Genomic DNA, 17231 nt, shown 5'->3' with positions numbered 1-17231 from the left:
GGAACCAGCCGACGATGCCCTGTTATCCGACGACGCCTTGGAGCGCGTCCCGGAGTTCGGTCGCCTCATCGGGCGTCAACTCGACGACCAGACGGCCTCCGCCTTCGAGCGGAACCCGCATGATGATGCCGCGACCCTCCTTGGTGACCTCCATCGGCCCGTCACTGGTCCTCGGCTTCATCGCCGCCATGCCATTCCCCTTTCTAGGTGTTCCTCGCGGCCGGGGCCGACCCACAACATCGGCGCCGATCCACGTGTGTGTCTCGGCTCCGCAACCGTGGGCCGGTTCCGGGTGACTCGTGCCCGTGTGGCTTAAGGGACGTGAATCACTCTTCGCCCATTATCTCGGAGGTTGACCCCTGTGTGTGCGCCAGGCGACAGCCGGACCACCGCCGTGAGCATCAGATAACGAGGAAGCTTTAGTCACCAAGGTTATATCGGTCCTGGCCGAAACCGGATCGGACCAAGCCGGAGCGGGGGCGGAGCGAGCGCACCCCTTCCGACTTCCGTCCCGGGGCGACGACTTGGATCCGTCGCCGCGTGGGCGTCTGGAACACGGGTTCACCTGGGAACTTCACAGGTGGGTCCACACGGCTCGAACCGGCTCCATCCGCGTTCGACCGGGCCCACCCGCTGCGGGGGTTTCCCGAAACTCAGTCGAGGGTCCCGGTGGAGATCATCCGGGTCCCCTCCCTCGTGACCGAGGACCACTCGGCGTTGAGCCCCGAGTCCGCGGTCGGCCACAGGGTGAGTTCGGCCTCGTCGACGCACCTCGCGTCGGGGTCGGAGGTCTCGGTGTAGGTGTACACCAGTCGGTCACCGTCACGGGCCGACAGCTCCAGGGTCCCCGAGCAGGAGAAGGTGGTCCAGGCCGTGCTGCCGCGTTCGGCGCCTTCCTCGATCCGCACCTGGGCGTCCCATTCGGCGACCGGGTCGCCCTCGGTGTTCACCTGGCTCATCAGACCCGACCAGGATCCGACGAACTCGTCGGGGTCGGAGGTGGCCGTGACCGGTGCCTGCTCCGAGTCGTCCAGGTAGACCCAGGCGGCGGTGGCGCCACCGGCCACCAGCAGGAGCACGATGGCCGTGATCCCTACCCGGGTGAGTCGCCGTCGACGCTTACCGTTGTGCCGAGTCGAACGGGGTGGGGGCCACAGGGCCAGTTGGCGCACCGGGGTGGCGGAATCCTCGGGCTCTTCGTCCGCGCCCGCCTTGAGTTCGGCAGTTGTGTCCATCCTCGCCATCCTCACGACGATCCGTCCGCTCCGACGGAGCGGGGGGTACGCATGTACAGCGAACGAGAATAGAGCACCCGAACGCTCGGGAAAGGGCCATGAGGGACGGATCCGGTGTGATGCACGACATAGACACCCGAGGGATTCCGGCATGACCGGAAGGGGCGGTGGGAGCCTGGCCTTAGTCGATGGCGCCTACTCGCGATCCGTTCGACCCCGATCCTTCCCCTCACCGCCACCGACGGTGACGTCGTCTCCCTGAGGCGCGTACGCCTCCGGGTTCGGGGTCACCCCCACCTCCTCGGCACCGGTGTCCGCGCCGCCGTCCGTGGCGCCATCCATCTGGGCGCTCTCTCCGGACGGGGTGTCACCGGGCAGGTACGAGCCGAAGCTCGGGCCGGTGCCCCGGGGCACGTATGACGGGTCCAGGCGCGCCAGCCGCCACTCCAGGTCCTCGATCCGCTCCTCGCGCTCGCGCAGTGTCGCGGTCAGCCGCAACAGCAGCGCGTCGACCGCGCGCACGTGGTAGCCCCACAGCGCCAACGGCAGGAGCAACCCACCGAGGTCGCGGGAGCCCACGGGCCCGTCCTCGGGAAGGTCGAGCGGGGGGAAGTCGGCCTCGAACCGGGCGAGCTGCCCGCCCTTGCCGAGTACGACGAAGACCACGCCGACGAGAACGGCGAGCGCGGCGACGGCCACCAGGATCATGATGAAGTAGGGCACGGTTCCGATCGTGCCACATGGCCCGCCGCCCCGGGAGTGGTGCGCCGTGGGAGACTCGCCAGGTGCCCAACGAGCCTTTCCGAGTCCTGACTCCCGACGCCCTCACCACCCTGGATACCGACGACCGCGCCACGGACGACACGGTGGTCGACACCGGGCATCGGCCTCCGACCGCACTGGTCGCGGAACTGGTCGACGCCGGCCACACGGTCCGGGTGCGTTGTGACCCCGCGCCCGGGCACGAGCCGCCCACACCCGGGTCCGCGCCCGCGCACACGGGAACGGTGCCGGTGGACGTCGCGGAGGAGGTCGCCCTGGCCTCCTCCTACGCCTGGGCCGGGGCGCGGGTGTTCGTCACGCGGTACCCGGAACGGGTCCGGCGCGCGCTGGACATGATCGCCTCGATCCGGGGCGAGCGTCCGCCCGCCGCCGTGCGCCGTGGTCTGGCCTGAGTCGGCTCAGGCGCTGGGACCGGGTTCGGTCCTCTCGAACTTGTTCTCCAGGTGCACGTGGGCCTGGCGGATGGTCTCGACCACGTCGTCGGGATCATCGGTCACGTGCAGCAGGTCCATGTCCTGCGGGGAGATCAGGTTGTGCTTGAGCAGGCTCGACTCGACCCACTCGCGCAGACCGCCCCAGAACTCGGTGCCCACCAGGATCACGGGGAAACGGGTCACCTTCCTGGTCTGCACCAGGGTGATGGCCTCGAAGAGCTCGTCCAGGGTGCCGAACCCACCCGGCATCACCACGAAGGCCTGCGCGTACTTCACGAACATCAACTTGCGGACGAAGAAGTACCGGAAGGTGACACCCACGTCGACGTACTCGTTGAGGGACTGTTCGAAGGGCAGCTCGATACCGAGCCCCACGGACATCCCGCCCGCCTGCTGGGCGCCCTTGTTGGCCGCCTCCATCATGCCGGGCCCACCACCGGTGATGGTGGCGTAGCCCGCTTCGGCGAGCTTGGCCCCCATCTGGACACCCAGCTCGTAGTACTCGGTTCCCGGCTGGATCCGGGCGGACCCGAAGACGCTCACCGCGGAGGGCAACTCGGCCAGCAGCCCGAAACCCTCCACGAACTCCGACTGGATGCGCAGGACCCGCCAGGGGTCGGTGTGCACCCAGTCGGAGGGACCCCTGCGGTCGAGCAGGCGCTGGTCTGTGGTGGTGTCGGGGATGGCGCGGCCGCGGTAGGTGAGCGGACCGGCTCGCCTCACGTTCTCTTCTTCCGTCATGTTCGTAAAGCTATCCGCCCAGGACCGCCTCACACTTGAACCACACGTGACCGATCGGTGGCCAGTGGTGGCCGATCCGGTTCCCACCTGCGATGACGCGCCTTCCAAAAGAGGTCAACGACGGCCGGTGAGCCAGCCCACCATGCGCTCCTCCGCCTCACGGATCTGCGAGATCTTCGCGTACTCGTCGCGGGTGTGCGCCAGCATCGGGTCGCCGGGACCGTAGTTGACGGCGGGGACGCCCAACTCGGAGAAGCGGGAGACGTCCGTCCACCCGAACTTGGCGCGGGCCCGTCCCTCTCCCACCGCGGTGACGAAGGCGGCCGCCGAGGGGTCGTCCAGGCCGGGGCGGGCCGGGGCCGCGGAGTCGGTCACGGTCACCTCGAAACCGGTGAACACCTCGCGCAGGTGCGCCTCGGCGTCGGCCGGGGAGAGGTCGGGGGCGTAGCGGTAGTTGACGCGGACCACGCACTCGTCCGGGATGACGTTGCCGGCGACGCCGCCCTCCACGGAAACCGCGTTGAGGCCCTCTCGGAAGGTCAGCCCCTCCACCTCGGGCTGTCGCGGCGTGTAGGCGCGCAGCACGTCGAGGATCTCGCCGGCCTTGTGGATGGCGTTCTCGCCCATCCAGGAGCGGGCGCTGTGGGCGCGCTTGCCGGTGGTCTTGACGTCGACGCGCATGGTGCCCTGGCAACCGCCCTCGATGACACCGTCGGTGGGCTCCATGAGGATGGCGAAGTCACCGTGCAGCGACGCGGGGTCGTTGCGGCTCAGCCGGAGCAGGCCGTTCTGGGAGGCGTCGACCTCCTCGTTGTCGTAGAAGACGTAGGTGACGTCGTGCACCGGCTCGGGCACCAGGGCGGCGAGTTTGAGCTGGACGGCCACGCCCGACTTCATGTCGGTGGTGCCACAGCCATAGAGGCGGTCGCCGTCCACGTGCGAGGGCACGTTGTCGGCGATCGGCACGGTGTCGAGGTGACCGGCGATCACGATCCGGCGCTCGCGGCCCAGGTCGGTGCGGGCGACGACCGCGTCGCCGTCACGGGTGACGGTCAGGTGGGGCAGCGCGGACAGGGCGCTCTCGACCGCGTCGGCGAGGGCCTTCTCGTCACCGCTCTCGGAACGGGTGTCCACGAGGGCGGCGGTCAGGTCCGCCACGTCCGAGGTCAGGTCCAGCATGGTGTCGCCCCGTTTCAGGTGTGCTTCGCGAGTGGAGTGAAGGGTCCGTCGCCACCCTAGAACAGGAGACGCCCCTCCCGGATACCGGAAGGGGCGTCTTACTTCTTCGAACCCGGAGCCGCTAGGCGTTGACGCCGTGCTCGCGCAGGAGGTCGTTCAGGGCGAGCTTGTCGTGCTCCTGCCCCTCCTCCAGACGCTTGAGCACCAGCAGCACCGGCATGCCGAAGTCGCCGCCGGGGAAGCTCTTGGTGCGGTTGGCGGTGACGCACACCGACCAGGCCGGGGCCTCGCCCCGGGGCAGCTCCTCGCCCGTCTCGGCGTCGAAGACGCGCGTGGACGAGGTGAGGATGGTGCCGGCGCCGAGCTTGGCGCCCTTACGAACGCGCGCGCCCTCGACGACCATGCTGCGCGAGCCGAGGAAGGCCTCGTCCTCGATGATGACCGGGGAGGCCTGCGGCGGCTCCAGGACGCCGCCGACGCCGACGCCACCGGACAGGTGGACGTTCTCGCCGACCTGGGCGCAGGAACCGACCGTGGCCCAGGTGTCGACCATGGTGCCGGAGCCCACGTAGGCGCCGATGTTGGTGAAGGACGGCATGAGGACCACGCCGGGGGCCAGGAAGGAACCCCAGCGGGCGATCGCGCCGGGGACGACGCGGACACCGTCGAAGCGGGTCTTCAGCGGCACGCGGTCGTGGTGGTAGAAGTCGCCGACCAGCGACTCCTTCATGTCCAGGACCTTGAAGCCCAGGAGGATGGAGCGCTTGGCGCGCTCGTCGACCACCACGTCGTCCGTGGCGGGGTCGACGAAGGCCACGCGGGCCTTGCCCTCGTCGAGCTGGTCGATGGCGCCGGTGATGATCTCACGCGCCTCGGTGTGGCCGGGGGTCAGTTCGGAGCGCTGCTCCCAGAGTTCGTCGATCTGGTCGGGCAGCGGACTGGTGTACGAGCTGGTCATGTGAACACACGTTAGTCGCTCGATGAGGGCGCGGGGCATGCGGCCCGCCCGCCCACGCTGAGCGGTTGGCCACTCCCGCGAACCGATTCCCCCGGGTTTCACGGATGCGCTTCCACGCGCCTACTAGAATGCGCGCAGGCACGCCGATCACCCTTCCTGATGGACCCCCGGCGGCCCGGCGCACGGCCCCGTCCCCGCCTTCGCGCGGGAACGCCCATGTGCGTCCCACCCGTCCCCGACCCTTGGTTCGCCCGTGCCCAGTAAGCGCAGGAAGTTCTCCGCGTTCGCCAAGATTCTGCTCGCCCTGACCCTCGTATGCGGTCTGCTCGTCGGTGGGGCCTACTACGTGCTGACCACGTTCGAGCCCCTGGACACCCAGGAGCCCCCGGAACCAGGGTGCCGCCTGGACCTGTCGAACGGACGGTTCGACATGGAGCACGAGCAGGCCCAGAACGCGGCCACCGTCGGCGGGGTGGCCTTCAGCCGGGACCTGCCGACCCAGGCGGTGACGATCGCCTACGCGACCGTGTGGCAGGAGTCGCGCTTCTACAACATCGAGTACGGCGACCGGGACTCGCTGGGGCTCTTCCAGCAGCGCCCCTCCCAGGAGTGGGGAGACCCGGAGGAGGTCATGGACCCGGTGTACTCCAGCCGGGCGTTCTACGACGAGCTGACCGAGGTCCACAACTGGGAGAGGATGCCGGTCTACGAGGCCGCCCAGCAGGTGCAGCACAGCGCCGACGGGTTCGCCTACGACCAGCATGAGGCGCTGTCGGAACGGATGGCGGTGACCCTGGGCGGTGAGAACGGCGGCCAGGTGACCTGCTGGTTCGACCAGGAGACCGTGGAGTCCCTGCAGAGCGACGAAGCCGACGCCACCGGCGCGCAGGAGGCCATGGCGGAGGTGTTCGGCACCGATCCCGCCGAGCTGCCCCCGCAGGAGGAGCCGGCCCACGGTGACCTGGGTTGGGCGATGGCCATGTGGGCCGTGGTGCACGCCGAGGAGTACGGCTTGAGCTCGGTGACCTACGAGGACATGCGTTGGCAGGCCTCCGACGGCCTGAACGACGGCCAGGTCTGGACCGAGGTGGACGACGACACCGGCGGCCGCGTGGTCCTCCGTTAGGTCCGCCAGGTGCCCGCTCGCGGTGCCGGTCTCGACTTCGGGACGGGCGCCGCGAGCGGGAACACCGGAGGTTACTCGGCCAGGCGTTGGACCGCTGCCTTGACGCGGTCGTCGGTCGCGGTGAAGGCCACCCGTACGTGGCGCTCGCCCGTCGGGCCGTAGAAGGCTCCCGGGGCGACCAGCAGGCCGCGTTCGGCCAGGGCTCCCACGGCGCCCCAGGCGTCGTGGTCCGGGTGGCTCGCCCACAGGTACAGGCCCGCTTCGGAGTGCTCGATCCGCCACCCGGCGCCCTCGAAGGCATCGCGCAGCAAGGTGCGGCGGGCGCGGTAGCGCTCCTTCTGCTCGGTGGCGTGGTCGTCGTCGTCCAGGGCGGCCTTCATGGCGGCCTGGACCGGGGCGGGCACGATCATTCCGGCGTGCTTGCGCACCGCGAGCAGCTCCGAGACCAGCGCGGGGTCGCCCGCGACGAAACCGGCGCGGTAGCCGGCCAGGTTGGAGCGCTTGGACATCGAGTGCACGGCCAGCAGGTTCTCGTGCGAGTCGCCACAAACGTCGGGGTGCAGGATCGACACCGGTTCGGCGTCGTCCCAGCCCAGGTCGAGGTAGCACTCGTCGGAGGCGACGATGGCGCCGCGCTCGCGGGCCCAGTCCACCACCTTGCGCAGGTGGTCCTTGCCCAGCACCCGACCGGTCGGGTTGGCGGGCGAGTTCACCCACACCAGCCTCACCGGCGCGGGCCCCAGGGCGGCGAGCCCGTCGGTGGCCATCGGGGTCGCGCCGGCCATCCGGACGCCCACGTCGTAGGTGGGGTAGGCCAGTTCGGGCAGCACCACCGTGTCGCCCGGCCCCAGACCGAGCAGGGTGGGCAGCCAGGCCACGAGTTCCTTGGAACCGACGGTGGGCAGCACCGCGCCGTCGGCCACGCGCACCCCGTGACGGCGCTCCAACCACCCCTGGATCGCGGCGCGCAGTTCGGGGGTGCCCCACGTCAGCGGGTAACCGGGCGAGTTGGCCGCGGCGGCGAGCGCCTCGCGCAGGCTCACCGGGACCGGGTCGACCGGGGTGCCGACGGACAGGTCGACGATGCCGTCGGGGTGGGCCGCCGCCGTCTTCTTGAACGGCGTCAGCCGGTCCCAGGGAAAGGTGGGAAGCCGGTCGGTCACCGGTCGCCGTTCACCCATCGGGGCACTCTCCATCCTGTTCGTGGTCCTTACACAACAGCGTCGCGCCGGCCCCCGGCGGGGGCCGGCGCGACACGTCACGTTCTCGTGGGCCTTATCGCCACGCGACCTCTGCGCCAAGGGGAAGCCGTGGCTGTGTGCGGCTACTCCGCTTGGGGAGGCAGCTTGGCGATGATCGGGTGGTCGCGGTCGATCTTGCCGACCTTGGAAGCACCCCCCGGGGAACCCAGGTCGTCGAAGAAATCGACGTTGGCCTTGTAGTACTCCGACCACTGCTCGGGCAGGTCGTCCTCGTAGTAGATGGCCTCGACGGGGCACACCGGCTCACACGCACCGCAGTCCACGCACTCGTCCGGGTGGATGTAGAGCATGCGGTCACCCTCGTAGATGCAGTCCACGGGGCACTCGTCAATGCACGCCTTGTCCAGCACATCAACACAGGGCTGCGCGATGACGTAGGTCACGTCGTACTCCTTGTCTCACCCCCGCTTGCCCACGGGGGAGGCGGGACTCCAGAGCCTCCCAGGGAAACGGACGACGTGCGGGCGTCACCGGATCCGTGGGGCTCTGCAAGCTATTGGCACAGATGTCGTTCTCTTAGTATGGCGCTGGAGAACAGCCAGCGCACACTCGGGGGCCCGGATTCATGCACTTGCGCGGACGACTGGTCCACAGAATCACCCATGCCGACGTCGGTCGGCGTGTCTCACTGCGAATCATCCTCCCCGAAGGCGGCTTCACCGATATCGTCGGAGTCGTGGAGTCTTGGGCCGAAGGTGTTCTCACCCTACGTCGCCGAGACGACTCGACGGTGGAGGTCGCCGAACACGACATCGCCGCCAGTCGTGTCGTTCCCCCCGTACCCCCAAGACGGCGCGGCAAGCGCCCCTAGACCCCACACGCAGGCATTCTTCGCCTCTTCCAGGGTAGAAGAGACTCAGCCCCGACGGCGGTTCCCCCCGACCGCGCCCTCGGGCCGACAACGATGCATCGCGCCCGTCCGTCCCGGTCCCCGGACGGACGGGCACAAGGCACGCGGGGAGGTGGTGCCCAAGATGAGGGAGGCAGTCGCGTCCGCCCTCGCCGAACTGTCCCGGCGAGACGAGCGGGCCTCCGACATGGCCCGTCTGGCACTGGACACTCTCGCTCCCGAGCAGGACCTGCAACGACTCAACCAGCACATCGTCCAGCGGTTCTGCTGGTACGAACTGCCCGTCCGCTTCCAGAACTCCCCCGACGACCAGTTGTTCGCGGTGCGCTCCCTGGGTCACCTGTTCCAGCTGTTGCAGCTGTACCGCTACGCCAACGTGTGCTCCTCCCCCGAGACCACCACCCTGCTCAAGCTGTACGAGAAGGACCACACCGCCGGACTGGCCATGTTCGAACGGCTCATGTGGGAGTCCGGGGTGGAACCCCCCGACCTGCCGGAGCTGACCTGGGGCACCGCCGTGGGCGACGTGGAGCTGAGCGCGCGCAGGGAGACCGCGGCCGCCCTCGAACTGGCGATCTCACTGGGCGACATCCGGCCGGGCAAACGCGGCTGGCGGCCCGCCCAGGAGAGGTTCGCGCGTTCCTTCCTCACCAACCCGGACCATCGTGGTCTCAGCCGGCTGGACCGGGTTCGGGAGGAACGGGTTCGCGCCTGGTTGTCCTCCTCGGCCCATCCACACCGGCAACGGTTGTGGCCGCTGGTGGGCCAGATCATCGCGGGCGCGGACGTGCCGCGTGACGTGGAGTCCGCCATGGCCCCGCTGTGTCGGCTGCTCGACCTGGCCTCGGAAGGGATCGCCCTCACTCAGATCGGCTACATCTCCCCGAGCGTGGTGCGGGCCCTGTGCGAGGAGTTCGGTTGGCACGGCTCCCCGAATCCACCGCGCAGTGAGACCGACGCGACCCAGATCATCGCCTTGCACCAGGTGCTGCGCTCCATGCGCGCCGTGCGCCGTTCGGGGCGCCGACTCGAACTGACCCGGCGGGGCCAGCGACTTCGGGAGGACCCCGAATCTCTGTGGCAGGCCGCGACCGAGACCCTGTGCCGCACCGGCGGCATCCAACAGGCCTCCGCCGAGACCCTCCTGGGCATCCTGTTGACCCGCTCACCCCAGGGGCTGGGTTCGCACGCCCGGCGTGGTGACTCGGACGCCGAGTCCGCCGAGCGGGTGCTCATCGAGTCCGGGTGGCGTCCGGTGGAACCCCCGGTGCCCGCCGGCAGACACGCCGCGGCGCACCGTCGGGCCGCCGAGACGGCATCGGACCAGGTACGCGCCATGGTGATGGCGGTGGGGTGGTTGTTGGAGGCGCTGGGGCTGGTCGTGGGCGACGAGAACGTGGGGCGTCGGGAGCTCACCCCCGTGGGCCGGGCGTTCGCGATCGCCTGTCTGCACAAGTCCGCCGTGGCTCCGCGCGCGGTGGTCTGAGGCCGTCCTTCGGGTGTCCTTCGGGATACGGCACCCGCTGCTCGGGGGCCCCGAACAGGCCCTAACCTGGAGCGCGAACCACCCGCGACCAGCAGGAGCATCATGCCCACGCCCGAACCGCCCCACAAGGCGGAACCCGACGACGCGACCGTGACCGGCACCGATGGCGAAGGCCCCGGTGACCAGGCACGCGCCGCGGACCCGTGGGAGCAGATGCCCGAGGACGCCCTGAACCGTGCCGGGGTCGGTGTGGACGGTTCGGCGGAGACCGAGGTGACCGAAGAGACCGGGGAGGCCGCGCGCTCCGAGGAGTCCGAGGCCACGGGCTCCAAGGACGACGAGAAGGCTCCCGCCGCACCGAGCCGGGCGGACTTCATGCCCAGCCCGCTGTTCGTCCTGGTGCTGGGCCTGGCAGGGTTCGCGGGTTGGCTGTCCTGGCGCGCCATCGAACTGGAATGGGCCGCGGAGGGCACCGCGGTCACCCCGCTCATCCCGCCGCTGCTCATCCTGCTGGGCTGGATCGTGTCGGTGGCGGTGCACGAGTTCGGGCACGCCCTGGCCGCCTACCTGTCCGGTGACCGTTCCCTGCGCGGCTCCGCCTACCTGCGGTTGAACCCGTTCGGATACCGGCAGGCCTTCGGCGGGCTGGTCCTGCCCGTGGCCTACCTGGGTCTGGGCGGCTTCGGTCTGAACGGCCCGCCCACCTACGTGGACTGGGACGCCATCCCGAGCCGGGGTCGCCGCGTCATGGTGGCGTTGGCCGGCCCCCTGACGAGCCTGGCGCTGTCGGCCGTGCTCGCGCTCACCGTCACACTGCTGGTGCCGGCCGGGCAGGACAGCGTCAACTGGGCGATCTCCTCACTGGCCTTCCTGTCCTTCGCCAACATGACCAGTGCCCTGGTGAACCTGCTGCCGATCCCCGGTCTGGACGGCTATCACGTCCTGGCGGCCTTCCGAGGCGCCAAGTGGACCGGGTTCGTGGTGGCCAACGGGCTGTTCTGCTCGATCGCCGTGTTCGCCGTGTTGTGGCTGCCGGGGATCCGGGACCTGTTCGACACCCTCATCTACACGATGTTCGAGCAGATCCTGCCCAACCCGACCATCCCCGGGATGATGTTCCACGGCAAGCTGCTGCTGCAGTTCTGGGCCTGACCGGCCCACCGGGCGGCGCTCCCGCTCCTTCGCGGTCGCTCAGTCCTTCGATCCACCCTTGGGCGGGTCGAAGGGGCTGTCGGGCGTCCCTGGCCTCATGTCCGGCGGTGTCAGGTTGACCCTGCCACTCGCCGTGGTCGTCCCCCGAGCGGCGGTCTGCTTCTCCCAGGGGATCGGCCCGGGCAGGGTGACGCTGCGCATCACCGCGGCGGCCAGGGCGATCATGGATCCGAACAGGTACACGTAGTTGACCAGCGCGGCGGAGAACACGATGTCCCCGCCCGGAAGGTAGCCGATCATGCCCAGCAGGGACAGGACGTAGCCGACCGCGAACCCGGTGGCGCCGGACTGGCGTCGGCTGCCCCACGCCGCCAGCCTGGTGAGGGTGTACAGCAGCACCAGGAAGACCACCACCCCGACGACGGCCCCGGCCTGGACGGGGAGGCCGAGCGGCCAGTGGTGAGAGAACCAGGACAGCCCGAACCCGGACAGCACCCCCACCGCCGCCCCGGTCGGAAGCAGGACGAGGAACGACAGGACGGTCATCGCCGAGGACAGGATGGCGGGCGGCCGGCTCCGGGGCCCCGCGACGGATTCAGGTGTGGTCACGAAAGACGAGAGTAGGCGTTCCCCGACCGTGGACGTGGCCGGGGGGCCGGGAGCGGGCCGTCACAGTCCGGCGAACAGGTCACTCTCGTAACCGTCGACGTCGGCTTTGGGCGGCGGCCCCATCAACAGCGTGAAGTGCTCGACCGCGTCGATCTCCTGGGCGATGTCGTTGGACAGCGCGAACCGTTCCCCGTCCACGGTGATCTGGGTGACGTGCGCGCGCATCGCCAGGGTCTTGGCCGCCCAGTGGTCGGTGGCGTCGATCCTGGTGGTGACGATCGAGTCGGGGGTGCCTCGGGCGATGTCGGAGACCTCGCGGGGCGGGGTGAAGGGCCCGACCTCCTCGTTCAGTCGAGCGATGGACTCCTCGATCCGCGAGATCGGCTGTGCGACGGCGTAGAGCTTGTCGACCTTCCAAGGCGTGCCCGGCAGGGCCCGTTCGTTGGCCCTGGCACAGGCTCGGCGGGTGACCCGGTGGGCCTGGACGTGGTCGGGGTGCCCGTAACCGCCATGCTCGTCGTAGGAGACCAGGACGTGCGGGCGCACCTCACGGATGATCTCGGCGAGCAGTCCGGCCGCCTCCTCCACGTCGGCGCCCCAGAAGGCCTTGGGGTGTTCGTTGGTGGGACCGCCCATCATTCCGGAGTCCCGGTAGTGTCCGGGACCGCCGAGGAACCGGTGGTCGCGTACGCCCAGAGCCACGCACGCCTTGCCGAGCTCACCGATCCGGTACTCCCCGAGCGTGTCGTCGCGTTCGGAGGTCAGGTGGTCGAGCTCGGGCGGGATCACCTCGCCCTCCTCACCCAGGGTGCAGGTCACCAGGGTGACGTCGACCCCTTCCGCCGCGTACTTCGCCAACGTCGCCCCCGTGACGATGCTCTCGTCGTCGGGGTGCGCGTGGACCATCATCAGTCGCCTGTCGCTCACATGCGGAACGATACCGTCCAGATGGGGTTCTTTCCCATGGAACACCCAGATCAGGGCAGGTCGATCGACATTCGGAGCGCCCGGTGGATGCGATGGGACACAATCGGCCTATGAGCTTTCCTCGCCAACAGGCCCGGACCCAACGCTTCACGATCGGGGTCCCCCGTAACTTCCAGGTCTCCCCGCAGGGCGACCGCGTCACCTTCCTGCGCGGCCGGCACGGCACGGACAAGGCGACCTGTCTGTGGCAGTACCTGCCCGAGACCGGGACCTCGACGGTCCTGGCCGACCCCACCGCGCTCGGCGCCGACGACGAGAACCTTCCTCCCGAGGAGCGCGCCCGCAGGGAGCGGATGCGCGAACACGGTGGCGGCATCGTGTCGTACACGGTGGACGACGCCTTCACCCGCGCGGTCTTCACCCTGTCCGGCCGGGTGTTCTACGTGGACCTGGTCGGTGACGACGCCGCCCCGCGTGAGCTCCCCGTCGTCACCCCCGCGGTGGATCCCCGGATCAGCCCCGCGGGCGAACGGGTCGCGTACGTGCACAAGGGCGCGGTCCGGGTGATCGACATCGTCGACAACGGCGACGAGGACCGCGACCGCGTGCTGGTGGAACCGGATGGCGAACACGTCACCTGGGGTCTGGCCGACCTCGTCTCCGCCGAGGAGATGAACCGGATGCGGGGCTTTTGGTGGTCGCCCGACGGCGCCTCCCTGGCCGTGAGCCGGGTCGACGAGTCCGAGGTGAATCGCTGGTTCGTCGGCGACCCCAACCGGCCCGACCAGGAGTCACAGCCGCTGCGCTACCCGGCGGCCGGCACCGCCAACCCGGACGTTCGCCTGGCCGTGATCGGGGTGCCCTCCCCCGTCGCCTACCGACGCGACGGCCGCCCCGAGCCCACGCCGATCGAGTGGGACCGCGAAGAACTGCCGTACCTGCCCACCGTGGGCTGGACCAGCGGACCGGACGGCAACGCCACCCTGGTGTTCACCGCCCAGAGCCGGGACCAGCGAACCCTCGCCCTCTTCAGCGCCGACCCGGCGACCGGCCTGGTCTCGCGCATCCGCACCGAGGGCGACGGCGTGTGGGTGGAGATCATGCCGGGCGTTCCGGACTTCACCGCCTCCGGTGCGTTGGTGTGGATCGGTCGGGAGAACGGCACCGGCGAGCGCCGAGTGTACGTGGGCGACAAGGCGATCAGCGGCGACTCCTACGTCCGCGCCGTGGTGGGCGTGGACGGCGACCGGGTGCTGTTCGCCGCCTCTCCCGCCGGCCGCCCCGGGGACCAGTCGTTGTGGCTGGCCGACACCCGTCAGGGCACGTGCGCACCGGTGGAGCTGCCCGAGGGCGCCGACGACGGCCACGGTGGTCTGCGTGCCGGTCGGCTGCGCGGCGACACCCTCGTGCTGCAGCACAGGTCGATGGACTTCACCGGGGTACGGACCTTCGTGGTGCGGGGCGCGAGCACCGAGACCCGCCGAACCCACGGGGAGATCGAGAGCGTCGCCGAGGTCCCGGACCTGCCGGAGCCGCGCGTGACCACCTGGCTCGCCGGGGAACGGAAGATCCCCACGGCGTTGGTCCTGCCGTCCTGGTACCGCGAGGGTGAGGCGCCGCTGCCGGTGCTGATGGCCCCCTACGGCGGTCCGCACGCGCAGCGGGTGCTCAACGCCCGTGGCGCCTACCTGTCCTCGCAGTGGTTCGCCGAGCAGGGCTTCGCCGTGCTCATCGCGGACGGCCGTGGCACCCCGGGCGTGGGTGTGGAGTGGGAGCAGGCGGTCCACCACGACCTCGCCGATCCGGTGTTGGCCGACCAGGTCGAGGCGTTGGAGGACGCCGCCCGACGGTTCGACCACCTGGACACCTCCCGGGTGGGCATCCACGGCTGGTCTTTCGGCGGTTACCTGGCGGCGCTGGCCGTACTGCGCCGCCCGGACGTGTTCCACGCGGCGGTGGCGGGCGCCCCGGTGATCGACTGGACCCTGTACGACACCCACTACACCGAGCGCTACCTGGGCCTGCCGCAGGAACAGGAGGAGGTGTACGCGGGTTCGTCATTGCTCTCGGACGCCGCGAAGCTGGAACGTCCGTTGATGCTCGTCCACGGACTCATCGACGACAACGTGGTGTTCGCGCACACCCAGCGGATGTCGGAGGCGCTGTTGGCCGCGGGCCGCCCGCACACGGTGCTGCCGCTGGCCGGGGTGACGCACAGCCCTGCGGACCCGGTGACGGCGGAGAACCTGCTGTTGCTCCAGGTGGACTTCCTCAAGGAGAACCTCAAGGGCGACCGGGGGGCGTAACCCTCGAAACGTCCGAAGCGGGCCCCGGCGCCGGTGAACGCGTCGGGACCCGCTTGCGGTGGGGTGTCGACCGCCCCCTATGAGATCTCGTGCTCTTCCGGGTACTCGATCTCGACCGGCTGATCGAAGCGGTAGAACCGCACCGTGCGGGTGAGGGCCAGCATCTCCTCCGAGTTCCGCGTGGGTTCGTCGGCCTCCGCCTCCACGTAGTAGCCCATCGGATACCCCTCGTCGGAGACCCAGATCTCGAATTCCGTCTCCAACATCATGAGGTTCTCGAAGTGGTCGAACTCGTGGACGACGGTGCCGGTGTAGTGGTGCCCCTCCCGACCGAACTCCGCACCCCCCGGGTCCAACCGTTCCAGCAGGTCGTGCTGCACGAAACTATCGGGGACGTCGTGCTCGTCCGTAGCGGAGCGGCCCGTGTACGCGATCTCCGTCTCCTGGTCCAGGATCTCCTCGAAAAGGTTCAACTGGTTCGCCCATTCGGCGTGAAGGTCGGCTTCGACCTCGCTGGGGCCGGGCGCCACCCTGCTGTAGTGGCGTTCGATCGGATCGCCGAACGAGATCCCGTTTCGAATGTCCGAGAAGTAGATGCGATCGTCCAGGTCCTCGCCACCGGCGAGGACACCGGACCCGCCCGGTCCCAGGAGCCCGCCCTCCAACATCAAGCGCTCGGGTTCCCGCGTGTACATGTGGTAGCTCGTGCGCATGGGTCCCGCGTCGTTGTGGGTGGGCAGTCGATAACCGGTGAAGCTGTCGGCCTCCAGCGCGAGGGTGAAGGCCTCGGCCAGCACGGCCTCGCCGTCCTCCGGGTCCGCTTCGACGGCGAGGGTGTTCTCCTCCTCGGCGACCACCGTCTCCTCGACCGGTTCCTCGTCCCGGAGGTACCAGGCTCCGGCCGCCGCGCCCGTTCCGACCAGCGTCAACGTACCCAGAACGGCCATGATCCCCTTGACGCCCGACAGGGCACCGAGCATCCCGCCGCCACCCGCGGCTCCACCACCTACGGCCCCACCCGCGGCCATCCCCGAAGCGGTGCCCGCCGCGCCCGAGCCCAGCGCCCCCGAGCCCACCGTTCCCGTGCCGACCGCGCCCAGACCCACCGCCGAGGCGGTTCCCAGCGCGACCGCCCAGCGGGAGGGATCGTGTCCGGCCATGTCCACACCGCGCCAGTAGTCGGCCAGCATCGCGCGCAGTACCCGCTGTGTACGGGCGCGGTCGGGGGCCGGGGCCGTCCCGGCGTCGACGTTCTCGACCTCCATGACGGGCAGTAGCGCTGCCAAGAGGTCGACGGCGGCGGGCCGTTCCAGTGGGGCCACCGACAGGGCCCCCTCCACCAGGGGGAGCAGGCCCTCGGGCACCCCTTCGATGTCGTGGTCGCCCGCCTTGACCCGTTCGGCCAGTTCCGCCGGACTCCCCTTGCCGAAAGGGCTCCGGCCGGTGGCGGCCAGGGCCACCAGACCGCCCCAGGCGAACACGTCCGCGGCCGGATCGGCGACGGCACCGGCGTAACGTTCGGGCGCCGTCCAGCCGGGGGTCCCGTAGGAGGCCGACGCGTCCTGTCCTGGGTCGGTGCCGATCTCGATCGCGATCCCGAAGTCCACGATCTTGGGCCCGTCCGGGGCCAGGATCACGTTGCCCGGCTTGATGTCGCGGTGCGCGATCCCCGCCGCGTGCAGTGCGGCCAGCCCTTCGGCCGTGCCCAGGGCGAACGTGCGCAGCATGTCTGCGGGCAGGGGGCCGAACTCGCGCACGTGACGGCGCAGGTCCCGGCCGGGCACGTAGTCGAAGGCCAACCACGGCACCGGTGCCGTCGGGTCGGCTCCGTGGACGCGAGCGGTACTGATCCCGTCGGCGCGGCGCAGCATCTGGACCTCGCGGGCGAACGCCTCCCGGTGTCCGGGCCGGTCCGCGTACTTCGCGTGGACGGTCTTGAGCGCGATACAGCGGTCCTCGGAATCCAGCCCCGCGTACACCACTCCCATTCCGCCGGCTCCGATCCGGCCCACCAACCGGTAGCGGCCGATCAGAGGGGGGTCGGTCTCGGTCAGCGGGTCGAGGCCGGGTGGAAGGCCCTTTGGGTGCTCTGGCGGGTGGTCCGGCCCCACGGCGGGAACGTGGTGCGGCCCAGGGGTGGGCTCCTCGGCGGGGGTGGGGGATGTGCTCATCGTTTCCTTTCA

17 protein-coding genes are annotated in these 17231 nt (G+C 70.0%); 6 read left to right on the top strand and 11 right to left on the bottom strand.

Going from position 1 to position 17231, the window contains the following annotated elements; translation table 11 throughout:
- Nucleotides 1–22 precede the first annotated feature (22 nt).
- From ACWGKS_RS23100 to ACWGKS_RS23090, 3 genes are all read right to left on the bottom strand, one after another.
- A complete protein-coding gene (locus ACWGKS_RS23100) occupies nucleotides 23–190 on the bottom strand; it encodes a DUF3117 domain-containing protein (protein WP_014909697.1) in 168 nt (55 codons plus the stop codon).
- Nucleotides 191–653: 463 nt separating this feature from the next.
- Entirely contained in the window at nucleotides 654–1235 is a 582-nt protein-coding gene (locus ACWGKS_RS23095) for a hypothetical protein (RefSeq protein ID WP_358514662.1), read from the bottom strand.
- Nucleotides 1236–1430: 195 nt separating this feature from the next.
- The gene (locus ACWGKS_RS23090) at nucleotides 1431–1958 is read right to left on the bottom strand and encodes a hypothetical protein (protein WP_358514664.1); all 528 of its coding nucleotides are present in this window, start codon (nucleotides 1956–1958) and stop codon (nucleotides 1431–1433) included.
- A gap of 62 nt (nucleotides 1959–2020) precedes the next feature.
- Here ACWGKS_RS23090 and ACWGKS_RS23085 point away from each other — a divergent pair, with 62 nt between their 5' ends.
- Nucleotides 2021–2410, top strand: a complete 390-nt coding sequence (locus ACWGKS_RS23085; RefSeq protein WP_358514666.1) for a hypothetical protein — start codon at nucleotides 2021–2023, stop codon at nucleotides 2408–2410.
- A 6-nt stretch (nucleotides 2411–2416) separates the two neighbouring features.
- On the opposite strand, the gene ACWGKS_RS23080 is transcribed toward ACWGKS_RS23085, so the two are convergent.
- The 3 genes from ACWGKS_RS23080 to ACWGKS_RS23070 form a co-directional block, all read right to left on the bottom strand.
- Nucleotides 2417–3193, bottom strand: coding sequence for an LOG family protein (locus ACWGKS_RS23080; RefSeq protein ID WP_358514668.1), 777 nt, complete (start codon nucleotides 3191–3193; stop codon nucleotides 2417–2419).
- A 114-nt stretch (nucleotides 3194–3307) separates the two neighbouring features.
- Complete coding sequence (dapE, locus tag ACWGKS_RS23075; protein ID WP_358514670.1) at nucleotides 3308–4372, bottom strand: succinyl-diaminopimelate desuccinylase; 1065 nt, start codon at nucleotides 4370–4372, stop codon at nucleotides 3308–3310.
- A gap of 121 nt (nucleotides 4373–4493) precedes the next feature.
- Entirely contained in the window at nucleotides 4494–5330 is an 837-nt protein-coding gene (locus ACWGKS_RS23070; protein ID WP_358514672.1) for a 2,3,4,5-tetrahydropyridine-2,6-dicarboxylate N-succinyltransferase, read from the bottom strand.
- Between the two features lie 253 nt (nucleotides 5331–5583).
- On the opposite strand from ACWGKS_RS23070, the gene ACWGKS_RS23065 reads away from it, so the two are divergent.
- A complete protein-coding gene (locus tag ACWGKS_RS23065) occupies nucleotides 5584–6456 on the top strand; it encodes a hypothetical protein (RefSeq protein WP_452524022.1) in 873 nt (290 codons plus the stop codon).
- A gap of 71 nt (nucleotides 6457–6527) precedes the next feature.
- On the opposite strand, the gene dapC is transcribed toward ACWGKS_RS23065, so the two are convergent.
- Nucleotides 6528–7637 carry a succinyldiaminopimelate transaminase gene (gene dapC / locus ACWGKS_RS23060; RefSeq protein WP_452455224.1) on the bottom strand — a complete coding sequence of 370 codons (1110 nt, stop codon included), beginning with the start codon at nucleotides 7635–7637 and terminating at the stop codon, nucleotides 6528–6530.
- Nucleotides 7638–7780: 143 nt separating this feature from the next.
- Entirely contained in the window at nucleotides 7781–8101 is a 321-nt protein-coding gene (fdxA, locus tag ACWGKS_RS23055; RefSeq protein WP_087101814.1) for a ferredoxin, read from the bottom strand.
- A 182-nt stretch (nucleotides 8102–8283) separates the two neighbouring features.
- Here fdxA and ACWGKS_RS23050 point away from each other — a divergent pair, with 182 nt between their 5' ends.
- The 3 genes from ACWGKS_RS23050 (at nucleotide 8284) to ACWGKS_RS23040 (ending at nucleotide 11206) form a co-directional block, all read left to right on the top strand.
- Nucleotides 8284–8529 (top strand): putative acetyltransferase, encoded by a 246-nt coding sequence (locus tag ACWGKS_RS23050; protein ID WP_358514349.1) that lies wholly within the window; start codon nucleotides 8284–8286, stop codon nucleotides 8527–8529.
- Nucleotides 8530–8692: 163 nt separating this feature from the next.
- Nucleotides 8693–10054 (top strand): hypothetical protein, encoded by a 1362-nt coding sequence (locus ACWGKS_RS23045; RefSeq protein WP_358514347.1) that lies wholly within the window; start codon nucleotides 8693–8695, stop codon nucleotides 10052–10054.
- 102 nt (nucleotides 10055–10156) lie between these two features.
- On the top strand, nucleotides 10157–11206 hold the full coding sequence (locus tag ACWGKS_RS23040; protein ID WP_452455223.1) for a site-2 protease family protein: 1050 nt from the start codon (nucleotides 10157–10159) through the stop codon (nucleotides 11204–11206).
- A gap of 39 nt (nucleotides 11207–11245) precedes the next feature.
- Here the strand turns inward: ACWGKS_RS23040 and ACWGKS_RS23035 are convergent, their stop codons facing one another.
- Nucleotides 11246–11815: a hypothetical protein gene (locus ACWGKS_RS23035; protein ID WP_358514343.1), complete on the bottom strand. Its 570-nt coding sequence runs from the start codon at nucleotides 11813–11815 to the stop codon at nucleotides 11246–11248.
- 60 nt (nucleotides 11816–11875) lie between these two features.
- On the bottom strand, nucleotides 11876–12742 hold the full coding sequence (gene mshB / locus ACWGKS_RS23030; protein ID WP_358514341.1) for an N-acetyl-1-D-myo-inositol-2-amino-2-deoxy-alpha-D-glucopyranoside deacetylase: 867 nt from the start codon (nucleotides 12740–12742) through the stop codon (nucleotides 11876–11878).
- A gap of 110 nt (nucleotides 12743–12852) precedes the next feature.
- On the opposite strand from mshB, the gene ACWGKS_RS23025 reads away from it, so the two are divergent.
- A complete protein-coding gene (locus ACWGKS_RS23025) occupies nucleotides 12853–15048 on the top strand; it encodes a prolyl oligopeptidase family serine peptidase (RefSeq protein ID WP_452455222.1) in 2196 nt (731 codons plus the stop codon).
- 77 nt (nucleotides 15049–15125) lie between these two features.
- On the opposite strand, the gene ACWGKS_RS23020 is transcribed toward ACWGKS_RS23025, so the two are convergent.
- Nucleotides 15126–17219 (bottom strand): serine/threonine-protein kinase, encoded by a 2094-nt coding sequence (locus ACWGKS_RS23020; RefSeq protein ID WP_358514337.1) that lies wholly within the window; start codon nucleotides 17217–17219, stop codon nucleotides 15126–15128.
- Nucleotides 17220–17231: the final 12 nt, after the last annotated feature.

This window comes from Nocardiopsis sp. NPDC055879 (assembly GCF_053615935.1).
The sequence above is the reverse complement of the archived record's forward strand: the minus strand, read 5'-3'. Positions and strand labels throughout refer to the sequence as shown.